13 protein-coding genes and 2 tRNA genes are annotated in these 15,358 nt (G+C 68.5%); 11 read left to right on the top strand and 4 right to left on the bottom strand.

Going from position 1 to position 15,358, the window contains the following annotated elements; translation table 11 throughout:
* Nucleotides 1-20 precede the first annotated feature (20 nt).
* The 6 genes from ACMGFH_RS00620 to ACMGFH_RS00595 all read left to right on the top strand — a co-directional run bounded on the left by ACMGFH_RS00620 (nt 21) and on the right by ACMGFH_RS00595 (nt 3,975).
* The gene (locus tag ACMGFH_RS00620) at nt 21-1,463 is read left to right on the top strand and encodes a cytochrome P450 (protein WP_415380841.1); all 1,443 of its coding nucleotides are present in this window, start codon (nt 21-23) and stop codon (nt 1,461-1,463) included.
* A gap of 88 nt (nt 1,464-1,551) precedes the next feature.
* Nucleotides 1,552-2,118, top strand: a complete 567-nt coding sequence (locus ACMGFH_RS00615; RefSeq protein ID WP_415380840.1) for an FxsA family protein — start codon at nt 1,552-1,554, stop codon at nt 2,116-2,118.
* Nucleotides 2,119-2,246: 128 nt separating this feature from the next.
* Nucleotides 2,247-2,320 (top strand) — tRNA-Ile (locus tag ACMGFH_RS00610).
* A gap of 414 nt (nt 2,321-2,734) precedes the next feature.
* Entirely contained in the window at nt 2,735-3,376 is a 642-nt protein-coding gene (locus ACMGFH_RS00605; protein ID WP_415380839.1) for a hypothetical protein, read from the top strand.
* 92 nt (nt 3,377-3,468) lie between these two features.
* On the top strand, nt 3,469-3,714 hold the full coding sequence (locus ACMGFH_RS00600; RefSeq protein WP_274324979.1) for a ribbon-helix-helix protein, CopG family: 246 nt from the start codon (nt 3,469-3,471) through the stop codon (nt 3,712-3,714).
* Nucleotides 3,715-3,900: 186 nt separating this feature from the next.
* A tRNA-Val gene (locus tag ACMGFH_RS00595) sits at nt 3,901-3,975 on the top strand.
* A gap of 198 nt (nt 3,976-4,173) precedes the next feature.
* Here ACMGFH_RS00595 and ACMGFH_RS00590 read toward each other — a convergent pair.
* Nucleotides 4,174-5,121, bottom strand: a complete 948-nt coding sequence (locus tag ACMGFH_RS00590; RefSeq protein WP_415380838.1) for a nucleoside hydrolase — start codon at nt 5,119-5,121, stop codon at nt 4,174-4,176.
* 111 nt (nt 5,122-5,232) lie between these two features.
* Between ACMGFH_RS00590 and ACMGFH_RS00585 the strand changes: the two genes are divergently transcribed.
* Nucleotides 5,233-5,451: a hypothetical protein gene (locus ACMGFH_RS00585; RefSeq protein ID WP_415380837.1), complete on the top strand. Its 219-nt coding sequence runs from the start codon at nt 5,233-5,235 to the stop codon at nt 5,449-5,451.
* A gap of 427 nt (nt 5,452-5,878) precedes the next feature.
* Nucleotides 5,879-6,160, top strand: coding sequence for a hypothetical protein (locus tag ACMGFH_RS00580; protein WP_415380836.1), 282 nt, complete (start codon nt 5,879-5,881; stop codon nt 6,158-6,160).
* 184 nt (nt 6,161-6,344) lie between these two features.
* On the opposite strand, the gene ACMGFH_RS00575 is transcribed toward ACMGFH_RS00580, so the two are convergent.
* The gene (locus ACMGFH_RS00575; protein ID WP_415380835.1) at nt 6,345-8,180 is read right to left on the bottom strand and encodes an acyl-CoA carboxylase subunit beta; all 1,836 of its coding nucleotides are present in this window, start codon (nt 8,178-8,180) and stop codon (nt 6,345-6,347) included.
* Nucleotides 8,181-8,354: 174 nt separating this feature from the next.
* On the opposite strand from ACMGFH_RS00575, the gene ACMGFH_RS00570 reads away from it, so the two are divergent.
* Nucleotides 8,355-10,856, top strand: coding sequence for a hypothetical protein (locus ACMGFH_RS00570; protein WP_415380834.1), 2,502 nt, complete (start codon nt 8,355-8,357; stop codon nt 10,854-10,856).
* 21 nt (nt 10,857-10,877) lie between these two features.
* On the opposite strand, the gene ACMGFH_RS00565 is transcribed toward ACMGFH_RS00570, so the two are convergent.
* Together ACMGFH_RS00565 and ACMGFH_RS00560 are read right to left on the bottom strand one after the other, a co-directional pair.
* Complete coding sequence (locus ACMGFH_RS00565; RefSeq protein ID WP_415380833.1) at nt 10,878-11,765, bottom strand: class 1 fructose-bisphosphatase; 888 nt, start codon at nt 11,763-11,765, stop codon at nt 10,878-10,880.
* Complete coding sequence (locus tag ACMGFH_RS00560; protein WP_415380832.1) at nt 11,762-12,568, bottom strand: class I fructose-bisphosphate aldolase; 807 nt, start codon at nt 12,566-12,568, stop codon at nt 11,762-11,764. Before ACMGFH_RS00560 ends, ACMGFH_RS00565 begins: the two co-directional genes overlap by 4 nt.
* Nucleotides 12,569-12,845: 277 nt before the next feature.
* On the opposite strand from ACMGFH_RS00560, the gene ACMGFH_RS00555 reads away from it, so the two are divergent.
* Together ACMGFH_RS00555 and ACMGFH_RS00550 are read left to right on the top strand one after the other, a co-directional pair.
* Complete coding sequence (locus ACMGFH_RS00555) at nt 12,846-13,706, top strand: 3-hydroxyacyl-CoA dehydrogenase family protein (RefSeq protein ID WP_415380831.1); 861 nt, start codon at nt 12,846-12,848, stop codon at nt 13,704-13,706.
* An 80-nt stretch (nt 13,707-13,786) separates the two neighbouring features.
* Nucleotides 13,787-15,136, top strand: a complete 1,350-nt coding sequence (locus ACMGFH_RS00550; protein ID WP_415380830.1) for a hypothetical protein — start codon at nt 13,787-13,789, stop codon at nt 15,134-15,136.
* Nucleotides 15,137-15,358: the final 222 nt, after the last annotated feature.

Below are 15,358 nucleotides of genomic sequence, written 5' to 3'. Positions count from 1 at the left end.
GGGGTGCGTAGCGTCAGACGATGGCAACCCACGACGCGTCGACGGAAGGGTCGGAGGGACCGGCGGCCGAGGCGGTGCGGCAGTCGACGCCGGGCGAGCGGCCGCCCGGACCGGACGGGCTGCCGCTGGCCGGGAACACCGTCGAGTTCCTCCGTGACCCGCTGGGGTTCTACGACCGCTGCCGTGCTATCGACGACGACGTGGTCAGCTACCGGGTCGCCTGGAGCGACGGGTACATGCTCACTCACCCCGACGACGTCGAGCGCGTGCTCGTCACCGACCACGCCGATTTTCGCCGCGCGTCGGTCATCAGGGACGCGCTCGGCCAGATCGCCGACGGCGGCCTCTTCCTCATGGAGGGCGAGGCCTGGCAGGCCCACCGGACCGCGCTCCAGCCGTCGTTCTACCGCGAGCGCATCGAGACCTACGCGGATATGATGGCCGAGTTCGCGGAGGGGCGCGCCGACGAGTGGACGGGGCGGTCGACCGTCGCGGTGAGCGAGGAGATGCGGACGCTCACCCTCGAAATCCTCGCGAAGACGCTGCTCGACGTGGATATCCGCGGCCGGGAGTCGGCCATCCGCGACGCCGCGGCGGCCATCTCCGAGCGGTTCGACGTCGGGTCGCTCTCCTCGCTGCTGCCGCTGTGGGTGCCGACGCCGGCGAACCGACGCTGTCGGCGCGCCGTCGCGGAGTTCGACGACGCCATCGCCGACATCGTCGCCGACCGCCGCGCCAGCGACGGCGAGTTCGACGACCTGCTCTCGATCCTGCTCGCCCTCGACGTGGACGGAAAGTCAGACGACGAGGGGAACGATGGACTATCCGAACAACAGATCCGCGACCACCTCTTCACCTTCCTCTTCGCGGGCCACGAGACGACGGCGCTCACGCTCTCGTACGCGATCTTCCTGCTCGCGAACGACGCCGAGCGCCAAGCGCGCCTGCACGAGGAACTCGACAACGTGCTCGGCGACGGAACGGATGGAAGCGCCGCGGATGGCCCGCGCCCGACCGCCGCGGACCTGTTCGACGTGGAGTACCTCGACCGCGTCGTCGACGAGGCGCTGCGGCTCTACCCGCCGGCGTACACGGTCTTCCGTGAACCCACCCGCGACGTGGAGATCGGCGGCTACGAGATTCCAGCGGGGTCGACAATCTCGATGCCGCAGTGGGTTATCCACCGCGACGAGCGATGGTACGACGACCCCGACGCATTCCGTCCCGAGCGCTGGACGGACGAGTTCCGCGAGGGGTTGCCCGAGTACGCGTACTTCCCCTTCGGCGGCGGCCCGCGCCACTGCATCGGGATGCGATTCGCGCTCATGGAGACAAAGCTCGTGCTGGCGACGCTCGCCCGGCGGTTCGCGTTCGACCCCGTCACCGAGCCCCCGCTCGACCTGTCTATGCAGATCACCCTCCAGCCCGACGATCCGATCGAGGTCGGCCTCCGGGAGCGGTAGGCCACGGGGAGAACGGAAGAGAGCGCGGACGACCCGACGCCCGTGATCCCCTCGAAAAGTGTTTGAGTCGTCGGTGACAAGACGAAGTATGCTCCGGTATCTGGGGTTGCTGTTGCTGATCCCGCTGTTGGACTCGCTGTTTCTCGTCTTCGTGGCGACCCAGATCGGCGCGCCCCTGACGGTCCTCCTCGTCGTGCTGACCGCCCTCCTGGGGCTGTTGCTCGTCCGCGCCGAGAGTCGCCACACCATCCGGGAGATACAGCGAAAGCTCGCCGCCGGCGAACTCCCGACGAACGAACTGCTCGACGGCGCGTTCCTGCTGGTCGCGGGCGCGCTGACGATCACCCCCGGCCTGGTCACCGACGCGCTCGGCATCCTGCTCGTCGTGCCGGTGACGCGCGCGCCCATCCGCTGGGCCGTCCGCGAGAAAGTCATCGTCCCCTACATGGACAAGAAAAGCGGCGGATTCGCCACCGGCAACGTCTACATCGGCGGGTTCCCCTTCGATCAGGCGGGCCAGGGCCCCGGCGCTGGCGGCCCCGGTGCCGGTGGTCCGGGCCCCGGCCAGTCCGGCGATTCGTACGATTTGGACGAGGACGCCTACGATATCGACTTCGAGGACGACGATAGCGATCGGCGCCCCGGTGTCGAGTGACAAGCGGGTCGGGCGCTCCGACGGGCCGCCGACCCTGTGGCACGGTACCATAGAACCGCCAGACGGCGTCGGAATCGGGCCCAAAGGGTAACTGTTAAAGTGCCCCGTCCAAAAGCAACTGATGTCGAGGGCCAATAGCTCAGTTAGGTTGAGCGCTCGGCTGATAACCGGGAGGTCCGCGGTTCAAATCCGCGTTGGCCCATCGCTTCTGCGAGGAACAGACGTGACGAGCGAAGCGTGTCCCGAGCGGATTTGAACCCTGGAAGTCACAGCCCGCGGAGCGAGCGCAGTGAGCGAGCAGGACTGTCTTCCTCCGGTTCAAATCCGCGTTGGCCCACTGTTTTACTGCGATCAATTGGCGACCAGTGGTTCGTATCCCGAGCGGATTTGCGCCCTGCCACTCGTAGCGCGCGCAGTGAACGGAGTGAGCGGGACCGTCTCCCGCTGGAGTACAATCCGCGTCGACCCACTGTTCTGTATAAAAAAACGCACTTGTAGTACTCGGTTCCGAAGGGAAGATTCTGCGCCGAGAGCGACTCTATCGTTCGGTATTGGTGGACGGGAAGATGTACTAGTCGTCGACACCTATTTGTAGTGGAAGGCGGTACCTGGCCCCATGGTTCGAACACGTCGTGCCGTGCTGGCGATGGGTGCTGCAAGCCTTTCAGCGGTCGCAGGGTGTCTGGGCGGTGGAAACGGCGACTCCGACGGCGGAGACGGCGGCGGCGACGGAGGTGGCGGAGGCGGGAACTCCGGGCCGTTCCCCGAACACACCGATGTCACGGACGAATTCTTCACCAAGGACGAAACGATCGAGATCCCGGCCGGGAAGTTCACCGGCTACGAGATCGAGTTCGAGAACGGCGGTGCGCTCAAGTACAACTTCACCGTCACGAGCGGGCCGGCCATCGACGTGTTGCTGATCCGTGACGGCGAGTACGGCTACTTCACGGATGGCCACGAGGTGAACTACAACTCGGCCCACAGCGTCCAGAAGAGCAAGGAGGCCAGCTCGTCGGCCGATATCAGCTCCGGGAGCTACCACCTCGTCTTCGACAACTCCGAGATGGCGAAGGCCCAGCCGCCGACGCCCGAACCCACGCCGACGCCGGCGTCCGACGAGGAGTCGACCGACGCGATGGCCACCGACTCGACGGCCGCCGACACGGAAGCGGACTCGTCGACGGACTCGTCCGGCGGTTCGTCGGGCAGCGGGGGGACGGCGACCGTCGAGTTGCAGATCACGGCCGGGCAGTAGCGACCGATCGCCGGCGGCGCGTCGCGGAGGTGCGGTCCGCCGACAGCCCAAATACTCAAAACACTTCACCTCCGAGTGTAAACCGACAACTCATGCCCACAGTCGAAGTCTCACTGCCGGAAGACGTTTACACGAAACTCGAACGGATGACCGAAGAGGAGTTCGTCAGTCGCGAGGCCGCCGTCGAGGAACTGCTCTCGATGGGTCTCGACGCGTACACGCGTGACACCGGCGAGGAAGTTGCGGAGACCGACATGGCCGACGAGTTCGCCGACGACATGTGGGACACCGCCGAGGACCCGGGGATGCGCGAGGAAGACGACGACTTCTCGTTCTGACTATCGCACGGGCGCAGATCGCGTTCGCTCGTCGCCTCGACCAGTCGTGCGCTCGTGGGACCGGCGCTTTCGGGACCCCGATGCCGTCGGGGACATTCTCCCAGTTCTCCCGTCACTTACGGTCCGTCTTCGAAACCTTCAATTAGCCCTGTCCTCAACTCGAAAGTGTAGCAGGCAAGCACGCGAGGGTTGGTGGTCTAGGTTGGTTATGACACCTCCTTGACATGGAGGAGGCCGGCGGTTCAAATCCGCCCCAACCCATCTCTACTGGAGCAATACCGCGAGAGCCAACTTTGGCTCTCGCAGCCGCTCCAAGTAACCCGGTTCGGCGGATTTGAACCCTGGAAGGCGAACGAAGTGAGTCTTCATCTGGTTCAAATCCGCCCCAGCCCATTTCTGACGGCGCAAACTGACGAGCGATGCGAGCGGACCGGTCCGGAATTCGGTCAGAAGGAAATGCTATTCCACGCTGGCGTCGGGGTCGCGGTCACGTAGCATCGACAGGATCACGTCGGTGAACCGCTCCGAATCGGCAGTCTCGACGACGTGAGTCTCGGCGGGTTCGTCGGTGCTCCCGTCGACGTCGACGCTGGTGTAGCCGCGCGTGAGCCCCTCGCGTTCGTCCACGGTGACGGGGTAGGTCTCGACGCGTTCGCGGAGCTCCGGGTAGGCGAGGAGGGCGGTCGTCAGTCCGTCGGGCTGGGTGATGCCGTCGAGGCCGTCGGCTTCCCCGCGGGCGCGGACGGTCTTGGTGACTTCGAGGAAGAACTCGGCGAGGTCGGTGTCCACGTCGGCGACGGCGTCGAGCGCGTCGGTGCCGAGCGAGGTCCGCAGGCAGAGGCCCCAGTCGACGAGCGTCACCTCGAAGGCATCGATCACGCGGGAGGCGGCGTCGGGATCGGCCCAGAAGTTGAACTCGGCGGCAGGGGTGACGTTCCCCCGGCAGTTGACAGCGCCGCCCATCACCCACACCTCGTCGACGAGGTCCGGGAGCGACTCTTCGCGGGCGTGCGCGAGCGCGAGATTCGTGAGGGGGCCGATGCAGAGCAGCGTGACTTCGCCCGGCGACTCCCGGCATCGCCGAACGATCTCGTCGGGGCCGAACCTCTCGGCGGAGTCGATCCCGGTCTCCGGGTGAAGGTCGCCTCCGAGTCCCCCTTCGCCGTGGATCTCGGTGCTGTGCTCGTGGTCCTTCAGGAGCGGGCGCCGAGCGCCCTCGTAGACGGGGACGTCCTCGGCGTCGACGAGCGAGAGGGTGTACTTGGCGTTCTCGACCTGGCGGTCGAACCGGACGTTGCCGGCGACGACGGTGACGGCCTCGACGGAGAGCCGATCGGAGAGCACGGCGAGGGCGAGCGCCTGTGTGTCGTCGCCCGCCGTGTCCGTATCGACGATGACGCGTCGCATACTCGGCGTAGGCGCTCCGGCCATAAGCCGTTCGGGGTCGAGCGTGCCGAGGGGGCCGGTGGAAGCCGAGAGATGTTTTACCCGGGCCGTCGAACGGACGAGCGAGAATCGATGGCAGACGACAGCGACGACCCGACGGTGCCGGTGATCTGCGCGGAGTGCGAGACCGAGACCGATATCGCGCTCGACGACGTCGCGGAGGCGGTCGAACGACACAACGACCGGCTCCACGACGGCGAACAGGTGGCACAGGTCGACCCCGCGCTCGCCGACCAGGTCCGGGATCTGGTCGTCGAGGACCTCGGCCTGCTCGACGACGCCGACGACTGACCGCGGCGACGATTTGCTGACCCGCTCTGGGACAGTGGAACGCGACCGCGGTCCGTGTCGCGCCCCCGTTCGATGCGCCGTTCGAGCCGTCGCGGCGGACCGCCGGTCCGAGTCGTGACGGCAGAAGGCCGTTTCGAGTCGTGGCGTCACGACCTCGTCCCGCTCGGGAGTGACTACCGTCAGCGGGCGATAAACCGGCTAAATCCCGGTTAATCGGGATTGAGGGCTTCCTCCCTTCATTTGGGTGGCTGACGAGTTCGGGAACGGGCGCCGCCGGCGCCTCGGAAACGACTATGTCAGCCACACGCGATCCCACGGCGGCTTCGGCACGAGTAGCGGCGCTATCGGTCCCGGCCACCGTCGAACGTCCGGGGGTGACCGGCACGTGACGACAGCGATCGGTCCGTGTCGTCACTGCGGACGGCGCGTGCCGGCGACGGCGGTCTGTCGAGCCCGCGGGTTCGACACCCGTCCGGCGCCCAACCGTCGCGGCCGGTTCGTCTGGGGCGTCCTCGGGGCGTTGCTCGTCCTGAGCGTGGTCGGCGCGCCGCTCGGAGCGGCGCTGTGCTGGAAGGCGATCCGTCACCACCGCGCGATGAGCGGCGGGGTGGTCGCGGACGCGGGCCGACCGGCCCCGCTGTCGGCCGCGCTCGACACCGCCCGCGTCGACGGCGATACCGCGCCCGGACGCGGCGAGGGAGAACCCTGACGTGCCGATGCGCTGTCGGAACTGCCGGACCCGCGGCGACCTCCTCGGCGAGGACCGCGACTGGCGCGTGTTGAACGACGCCGCCGCCCCGCGGCGGCTCTACGAGTGTCGCCGCTGCGGCCACCGGCAACGTCGTCGAGACGCCCGGCGCTGAGCCGCTCGCACACCGCGGCGACTCGGCGGGTCAGAGCACCGTCCCGTGTTTCTTGTCCGGGCGCTCTTTCTCGACGGTCTCGTAGAAGGCGAAGCGCGCGGCGAGTTCCTCGCGCAGGTCGGAGGGCGGGACGATCTCGTCGATGACGACCTCGCTGGCCATCCGGTGGACGTCGATGTCCTCGCGGTAGGCCTCGCGGAGCTCCCGCTCGCGGCGCTCGCGCTCGTCGGGGTCGTCGATCTCGGAGAGCTTGTTCGCGTAGACGGCGTTGATGGCCGCTTCGGGACCCATGATCGCGATCTCCCCCGACGGGAGGCCGAGCGTCGACTCGGGGTCGTAGGCGGGGCCGGACATGGCGTAGATGCCGGCGCCGTAGGCCTTCCGCACGACCACGCACTGTTTCGGGACCGTGGCCGCGGAGGTTGCGTAGATCATCTTCTTGCCCGCTTCGAGGATGCCCTCCTTCTCGACGCCGGAGCCGGCCATGAACCCCGGCGTGTCGCAGAGGTAGAGGAGCGGGACGTCGAACGCGTCGCACTTCCAGACGAACTCGGCGGCCTTGCGGGCGGCGTCGGGGAAGATCGCGCCCGCCCGCTTGGCCGGCTGGTTGGCGACGACGCCGACGGGTCGGCCGTCGATGCGGGCGAACCCCGTCAGGATCTCTGCACCGTACTCGGGCTGGAGCTCGAAGAAGGAGTCCGCGTCGACGACCCGCTCGATCACCCGTTCCATGTCGTAGCCCCTGTTGGGTTCCTGCGGGACGACGCCGTCGATCCCGTCGGGCGACTTCGCGGGCGTTCGGCCCTCGGTCTGTGGCGGTTTCTCGTCGCTGTTGTCGGGGAGGTAGGAGACCAGTTGCGCGACCAGATCGCGGGCGTGGTGTTCGTCCTCGGCGACGAGATCCGCCGACCCGGAGTGGCGAGCGTGTATCTCGGGGCCGCCCAGGTCGTCGAGGTCGATCTGTTCGCCGGTGACCATCTCGACCATCCGCGGGCTCGCGATCGCCATCGCGGACATGTCCTCGACCATGACGGTGAAGTCGGCGAAGACGGGAGTGTACGCCGCGCCGGCGATGCACGGGCCGTAGAGGACGCAGATCTGCGGAACGCGCCCGGAGAGCATCGAGTGGTTGTAGTAGTACTTCCCGATCCCCTCGCGGTTGGCGAAGAAGCCGGTCTGCTGGTCGATGCGTCCGCCCGAGGAGTCCATCAGGTAGAGCACCGGGCGACCGGTCTTGAGCGCGCGCTGTTGCATCCGGAGGAACTTCTCGACGCCGTGCTCGGCCATCGACCCCGCCTTCACGGTGAAGTCGTTGGCCATGAAGTGGAGGTCCCGGCCCTCGAACTCGGCGGCGCCCGTGATGAGGCCGTCCGCGGGGAGGCGGTCGTCCGACTCCCCGTCCGCCTCCGGCGAGTCGGCGTGCCAGGCGTCGAAGTTGGCGAACGTCCCGTCCTCGAAGCGGAGTCCCGACGGGCCCTCGCCGGCGGTCGCGGCGCCGTCGTCGGCCTTGCGCTCGCCCGGAACAGGGTCGGTGTCGCCGAACCAGAGTTCGAGGCGGTCGCGCACGAACAGCTTCCCCTGCTCGGCGAGGCGGCGGCGGTACTTCTCCGGGCCGCCCTCGCGGATGTCGGCGATCTCCTCGCGCAGCGCGCGTTCGCGGGCCGTCGGGCCGAGGTCCTCGTCGGCGGGCGGGGACTCGCGGTCTCGGTCGTCGGGCGCGTCGTCGAGGTCGTGGACGACGGCGGGGTCGTCGGCGTCGCCGATGTACACCTCGACGTGGCCGTCGCCGGGAACGTGCCGCTCCAGCGCGGAGGCGATCGCTTCCGCCTCGTCGACGCTCGCCTCCTGGGCGATTCGAACTCGCATGTCCTCCACGTCGCACGCTAGCGGTAAAATATGCCGCCCCGTCGCGCGGTCGACGATCCTCTGCGGTCCGCGTCCCCTCCGGGCCGCCTGCGGCCCGCGGATCCGGGCGCGCGGCTTTCAAAGTTGATAGCCCCGGGCGACCGGTTAAGTAGGTGAACGGCCAATTTCGCGCCAATGCGCCTCCGGTCGCTCTGTCTGGTCTTGCTCCTCGCGAGTTCCGTCGCCGCGCCCGCCGTCGCCGGCGGATCGACCGGCGCGTCGGCCGGTGAGACGCCAGCAGTCGCGGTCTCCATCGGGTCGACGTCGATGGCCGACGGCGACACCTACGAGACCGGCGACGACGTGACGCTCGCGATCAACGCCTCGGTGGGTGCCGACGCGGCCGCCGACACCGAGCTCTCGGAGATAGTCGTCCGGGTCAACGGCGAGCACGCTCGGTCCATCGCGGTCAACGGCAGTTCGGTCTCCGAACGGGTGCAGCCGGATCTGTCCAACGGGGACAACTCCCTCAGGATCATCGTCACCGACGACGCGGGGAACGTCAACTCCACCGCGTTCACGGTGCGGAAAGACAGCGAAGCGCCCCACGTGTATCTGACCAGCCCGTACCAGTCGGCCCCGTGGAAGCCGATCGCCGACGGCACGACCAACCGGTCGCGCGCCACGATCGCCGGCAACGTCATCGAGGCCACGTCGGTCGAGAAGCTCCGGATCACCCGGACCTTCGACGGCGATCGGTCGACGCGCGTCGTGCGCGACGTGGGCGAGAACTTCTCCGTCGAGATGACGCTCGGCTACACCGGCGAGAACGCGAGCTGGTCCAACGACTTCCGGATCACCGTCACCGACGAGTACGACAACACCCGTCTCTACGACTTCTCCATAGACGTCGTCGACGACCGCGCCCCGCAGATCTCACTCGAACCGTTCCCTAACGGAACGACGAGCAACCGCATCACCCTCGCCGGCACCGTGGAGGACGAGGTCGGCATCAGGGAAGCGAACCTGACGGTCACCGGGATCGACGGCAACGTCACCGACACGGAGTCGATCGCCGACCGCCGCACGCGTCGACTCGACCCCGATCGGCTCTCGACGTCGTTCGAGGAATCCGTTTACACGCTCTATCCCGGCACCTACGAGGCGACCATCACGGCCACCGACCTCACCGGCAAGCAGACCACGCGAACGGTCACGATCGAGCGCAAACCCCACGAGGAACGCGACGTGGCGCCCGAGATAGAAATCGACCGCGACAGGACCGTCGTGATCGGCGCCGAGCGGCTGTTCCTCAGCGGCGTCGCCTTCGAGGGCGTCACCGAGCGACTGGTCGTCGAGACGCGCCGCGCCGACACGGGCGAGACGCTCGACTACCAGGTCGTCCACTCGGGGTCGCGCAGCGAACGGGTCGAGTTCGACCGCGAGGTCGCGATCGCCGCCAATCGGACCGACGTGATCGTCCGCGCGACCGACGTCGAGGGAGTCGAACACACCGAACGCTTCGTCGTCGACGGCCACACGCGAGAGACGTTCGTCGACGAGGGCGACGACGGCGACACCGACGACTGGCCGCGCGTGACGGTCCAACCGCTTCAGGACGGCCGCGCGGGCACGGCGAGTTCGGCGGTGACCGTCCGCGGCGGCGCCGCTGGAACGACCGTCTCGATCCCCGGCGCCGACGGGCCGAGCGCCGTCGCGGCGACGGCGAACGTGTCCGTCGACGCGCTCTCGATCGACCTCGCGTCCGACGCTAACGTCACCGCGACCGTCGTCGCCCGGGAGCGATCGGGGTCACCGCTCGGCGCGCCCGACGGCGCGAGCCCCGCCGCGACTGTCACCGTCCAGCACTCCGTCGCCGGGGACGCGGTCGCCGGCGTCACTCTCGACCTCGCCGTCCGCCGGGCGTACCTCGACGCCCACGGTCTCGACCCGTCGAACCTCTCGGTCTACCGCCGGTCGGGCGGGAACTGGTCGGCCATCGGGACGGAACTGGTCGAGTCCAACGAGACGCACGCCCGCTACGCGGTGGACTCGCCCGGCCTCTCCGTGTTCTCGCTGGCGACCGAACCCGCGCCCGCGAACGCCGACGGGAACGGTACCGCGGGCAACGGAACGCTCGGGAACGGGACCGCCGGGAACGCGACGGTGGGCAACGGCACCGCCGGAAACGGGACGGCATCGGGCGAGACGGGCGGCGACGGCGCGGACGAGCCGAGCCCCCCGGCGCAGATCATCGTCAGTAACGTCACAGTCAACCGGACCGCGGTCGCCGTCAACGAGTCCGTCGCGGTCAACGTCACCCTGGCGAACAAGGGCGAGGGAGACGGGACGTACACGGCCGGGCTCCAGACGCTCCAGGGCATGAACGTCTCGTTCGTCGACACGGAGTCGGTCGCGGTGCCCGCGGGCGAAGAACGGGCGGTCGGGTTCACGACGCAGTTCGCGACGGAGGGGAACCACACCGTGATGGTCAACGGCACCCAGGCCGGTCCCGTCGTGGTCGGGAGCGGCGGCGGTCTGTTCTCGTTCCTCTCGTTCTTCTCGTTCCTCTCCATCCTGCCGCTCCGGCTCATCGGCATGGCGCTCGGCGGGATTCTCGGACTGCTGCTCGTGCTCGTCCTCCTGCGGTTCGTTCTCGGGAAAGTCGGCGGAGGCGGGGACAGCGCGAGCGGGTGAAAACAGCGAGTCGAGACGCGCTTACGACAGTTCGGTTTCGACCCGATCGACCAGATCCGTGTTGCCGAGGTAGACCGGGCTGCGCTCGTGGAGTTCGCCGGGGTCGGCGTCGAGCAGGTCGCCGTCCCCGTCGGAGACCCGCCCGCCGGCGGCGTCGACGACCAGCCCGACCGGCGCGCACTCGAAGCAGTAGCGGAGTTTCCCCTCCGGGGCGTCGTCGAGTTCGGGGTAGGCGAAGACCCCGCCGTGGGTGAGCACCTGCATCACGTCGGCGATGAACGCGCCGCCGTAGCGGAGTTTCAACCGATCCTCCTCGAAGTCCTCGACGGCGGCCGTGACGCCGGGCGTCCAGTCCGGTCGGCGACCGCCGAAGGCGTAGACCGTCGAGTCCGCGGGGAGTGCGAAGTCCTCGCGGAGGGACTTGCGGTCGCCGCCCTCGATCAGGTACTCGTCGACCGTCTCGCCGTCGCAGACGACCATGGTCGTGTTCGGCCCGTAGAGGACGAACGCGGCGGCGACGAGATCCGAACCGCTCGTCGGGAGCGGTTCGTCGTAGACGCCGACGATGGTGCCCATCGGGTTGTTCGACCGGAGGTTCGAGGAGCCGTCGAGCGGGTCGAGCGCGAGGTGGTACTTTCCGCCGGAGTCGGCGCGCTGCTGCTCCTCCCGTTCTTCGGAGGCGTAGGCGGCGACGACGTCGAGGTCGAGCAGGCGCTCGCAGAACAGTTCGTCGGCGTACTCGTCGGCGGCGCTGACGCGCTCGCCGCTGGGGTTCTCGCCGTCGACGTATGCGCGGCGCTCGGGGAGGGCTTCGCGGACCTCCACGGCGGTCGCGCGGACCACGTCGAAGACGGCGTCGACCCCCTCGTCGCCGGTCCACTCGGTCGCGGACGGCGCCGACCGGCTCATGCCTTGGCCGGGGCGGCCTGGAGCGCCTCGTCGACGGAGGCCTCCTCGTAGATGACCTTCTCCAGCGCGTCGAGGATGCGCCGCGGGTTCTCACGCTGCCAGACGTTGCGGCCGACGGCGAGGCCGGCGCCGCCGGCGTCGATGACGCTCTTGACGTTCTCGAGGAACTCGCGGTCGTTCTTCTTCGACCCGCCGGACATGATCACCTTGGTCGGCCCGGCCATCCGGTTGACCCGTTCCATGGACTCCCGGCTCCCGGGGTACTTGACCTTCGCCACGTCGGCGCCGAGTTCGAGACCGAGCCGCGCGGCGTAGGCGATGACGTCGTCCTTGGTGTCGTTCTTGACGCCCTGGCCGCGGGCGTACGACCACATCACGACGGGGAGGCCGTACTCGCGGGCCGTCTCCTGGACCTCGCGGAACTCCTCGAACATCTCGACCTCGCAGTTCGTGCCGGGGTAGACCGTGAAGCCGATGGACTCGGCGCCCAGTTCCTCCGCGGCGTACTCGACGGAGCAGTTGATCGCGCTGTCGGGTTCGCCCATCCAGAGGTTCGAGGTGCCGTTGAGCTTGGCGAGCAGCGACACGTCGTCCTCGTAGGAGGGGTAGTAGGCCTCGGCGACGCCTTTGCCGACCGCGAGCGACGTGACCGCCGGGTGTGTGGCGACCTCGAAGACGTGTTCCGGGTTCGCGCTCTCGGGCTGGGGGTCGAAGTCGACCGGCCCGTGCTCGATACCGTGATCGTACGCCAAAACGAGTACTTTCCCGTCCCGCGTGACCGGAGCGTCGTCGATGGGTCGCATTACGAACAGTCGTACACGGAGCGGCGTTATATATCTTCTTTCTGACACTATTTACTACTGGCCGAGTAAACGATTGAGGCGTGCGACGCACCCGCACGGACTCTCGGCGCCGAAATCACCGGTTCGCACGAAACCGGCAACTACCTGGGAACGAAATATCAGCTCTGTGGGTATTTTCGGAAGGGGACCCTCGTCGGGGACTGCCTCGGCGGCCACGGCGGCCTCGGCGAGCGCGGGCGCCAGCAGGCTTACGCCGGATGCGGCCGGAGCGTGAGGCATGCGCGGACTCGATGCCATCGACACCGTCGGCGTCGTCGGCGCCGGCACTATGGGAAGCGGGATCGCTCAGGTCGCCACGCAGTCGGGGTACGACGTCGTCCTCCGCGACGTGGCCGACCACCTCGTCGAGCAGGGGATCGAGACGCTCTCGGGCGGCCTCGACCGCCTCGCCGACAAGGGCGAGATCACGGCCGACGAGGCCGACGCGATGCGCGAGCGCGTCGACGGGACGACCGACCTGTCCGACCTAGCCGCTGCGGACGTGGTGATCGAGGCGGTCGTCGAGGAGATGGACGTGAAGCGGGAGGTGTTCGCCGACCTCGACGCGGTGACCGACGACGACGTCGTGCTGGCGACCAACACGAGCACGCTCTCGATCACGACCATCGCCAGCGCCACAGAGCGCCCGGAACAGGTCGTCGGGCTGCACTTCATGAATCCCGTGCCGGTCATGACGGGTGTCGAGGTCGTCGTCGGCGAGAAGACCGCCCCGGACGTCACGGAGTTCGCCCACGGCTTCGCCGAGGTCCTCGGGAAGGAGACCTGGGAGGCCGACGACAAGCCGGGGTTCGTGACGAACCGCATCCTCATGCCGTGGATCAACGAGGGGATCCGCGCGTTCGACGAGGGCGTGGCCTCGAAGGACGACATCGACCGCGGGATGGAACTCGGCACGAACGTCCCGATGGGACCGCTCGAACTGGCCGACCACATCGGGCTCGACGTCTGTCTGCACGCCTCGGAGACCCTCCGCGAGGAACTCGGCGACCGCTACCAGCCCGCCTACCTGCTCAAGCGGAAGGTCGAGGCCGGTGACCTGGGGAAGAAGTCGGGCCGCGGCTTCTACGACTACGACTGACCTCCTGAGCGACCATCGAGACTCAAATCACGGTCTGATCCTCCGGAACCGACTTGATACACGGCCGAGACGAACGGGTAATGACAGCCCGTCGTCCCGTCCTCCTCGTCGCCCTCCTCCTCGTCTGCTCGCTCGGTGCGGCTGTCTCCGTCGGTCCCGCGACCGGGGCGCCGCCGCCGGAAGCGGTCTGCGGCGTCTGTGGCGACGGCTTCGAATCCGCCGCCGCCGATGCGGGGGTTCCGCTGACCGTCGAGCGCGGCGCTGCGACCATCGACGTCCGCGGGAACGGGACGGGTCACTGGCACGCGCGCGTCCGGATCGACGGCGACGCCGCCGGTCGGCTGGAGGCGAACGAGACGCTCCGGGAGCAGGTCGTCCGCGCGAGCCTCGACCGACGCACGGTGGTCGACGACCCGCGGAACCTGCGGACTTCCGTCGAGAACGACACGCTCGTCGTCGACTTCGACGCGGCCGACGTGGCCCACGAGGGCCTCGGGGGCGTCGTCTTCGTCGACCTGCTCGACCCGCGAACCCGCCGGAGTGGACTCGATCTCGAGGCGGACGAACTCCGGATCGAGGGACCAAACGGGACGGTCGTGAGCCGTGCGCCGGCCAGCGGGACCGTCGACGGCGGGGCGGTCGTCTGGCGGTCCGAGGACGTCGATCCGGGGCTGTGGGGTGACACGCGCTTGGCGTTCGCGCCCTCGAACGACCCGTCGGCGCGCGCGCTGACAACCCTCGGGTTCGTCGCCTTCGGTGTCGGACTCGCGGAGCCGAGCACTCTCGTTCTCGGCGTCGCGCCCGCTCTCGCGCTCGGTGTCCTGTTTCTGGTAGTGGGACGCTGGGGCGGCGAACTCCCGACCGTCGATCCGTCTCGACTCGGGAAAGCGATCGCCGGCGGCGGCGCCGTCGTCGCCGCGGTCGCAGTCGGGTCGCTAGCCGGCCTCGACCTGATCGCGCCCGCCGTCGCCGAAGCGGCATTCACGTTCGCCTCGTTGTACGCGCTCGTCGGCGGCTTCGCGCTCACCACCGTCCACCCCACGGCGCGAACCACGCTCGCGTGGACGCTCGGCGCGGCGCTGGCCGTCGCCGTGATCGTGAGTCCGATGTCGATCGACGCCGTCCGGACTGCGCTGCTGTCGATCCCCGCAGTGCTCTGGCTCCCGTTCGGCCGCGCGCACGGCCGCGACCGGCGAGTGTCCGCGTTCGTCGTGCTCACGCTGCTGGTCGCACCCTTCGGAGCCGCTCTCCTCTACGCGCCGATCTCGTCGCCACTGCTGGGACTGCTCCTGTCCCTCCTGACGACGGTCCCGTGGGCCGCTGCGACCGTCTGCTTCGGCTTCCCGCTGTACCTGCTCGGTCGGGGACTCGACCTCGAGGCGAGGCCGACCGACGGGACGGACCCCGCGACGCGCGACCCGTCGGTGTGAGCAGGACCCCAGACTCGTCGGACGAGCGTCAGACGCGGCGGAACTTAGTGCCCCTAATCAACCCTTTGGTTTCGAGTGGAGAATCGCTCGACGGCGCCGGCGCTTCTCGGAGAATCGCTCCTGTCGAAACACACCTTCGAGACGGCCCCTGCCGCCACCCTGCGGGCTGGAGACCACGGCTCCTGGGAACGGTATGAACGTTTCGGTCCCGAGCGGATCGGC

Origin of the sequence: Halosimplex rarum (genome assembly GCF_047715405.1) — an archaeon.
Taxonomy (GTDB): domain Archaea; phylum Halobacteriota; class Halobacteria; order Halobacteriales; family Haloarculaceae; genus Halosimplex; species Halosimplex rarum.
The sequence above is the reverse complement of the archived record's forward strand: the minus strand, read 5'-3'. Positions and strand labels throughout refer to the sequence as shown.

Coding starts and splice junctions, on each gene's coding strand:
- ACMGFH_RS00575 (WP_415380835.1), bottom strand. CDS start 8,180: ATGCGAGTTCGAATCGCCCAGGAGGCGAGCGTCGACGAGGCGGAAGCG.
- ACMGFH_RS00605 (WP_415380839.1), top strand. CDS start 2,735: ATGGTTCGAACACGTCGTGCCGTGCTGGCGATGGGTGCTGCAAGCCTT.
- ACMGFH_RS00560 (WP_415380832.1), bottom strand. CDS start 12,568: ATGCGACCCATCGACGACGCTCCGGTCACGCGGGACGGGAAAGTACTC.
- ACMGFH_RS00620 (WP_415380841.1), top strand. CDS start 21: ATGGCAACCCACGACGCGTCGACGGAAGGGTCGGAGGGACCGGCGGCC.
- ACMGFH_RS00615 (WP_415380840.1), top strand. CDS start 1,552: ATGCTCCGGTATCTGGGGTTGCTGTTGCTGATCCCGCTGTTGGACTCG.
- ACMGFH_RS00565 (WP_415380833.1), bottom strand. CDS start 11,765: ATGAGCCGGTCGGCGCCGTCCGCGACCGAGTGGACCGGCGACGAGGGG.
- ACMGFH_RS00550 (WP_415380830.1), top strand. CDS start 13,787: ATGACAGCCCGTCGTCCCGTCCTCCTCGTCGCCCTCCTCCTCGTCTGC.
- ACMGFH_RS00600 (WP_274324979.1), top strand. CDS start 3,469: ATGCCCACAGTCGAAGTCTCACTGCCGGAAGACGTTTACACGAAACTC.
- ACMGFH_RS00585 (WP_415380837.1), top strand. CDS start 5,233: ATGGCAGACGACAGCGACGACCCGACGGTGCCGGTGATCTGCGCGGAG.
- ACMGFH_RS00570 (WP_415380834.1), top strand. CDS start 8,355: ATGCGCCTCCGGTCGCTCTGTCTGGTCTTGCTCCTCGCGAGTTCCGTC.
- ACMGFH_RS00555 (WP_415380831.1), top strand. CDS start 12,846: ATGCGCGGACTCGATGCCATCGACACCGTCGGCGTCGTCGGCGCCGGC.
- ACMGFH_RS00590 (WP_415380838.1), bottom strand. CDS start 5,121: ATGCGACGCGTCATCGTCGATACGGACACGGCGGGCGACGACACACAG.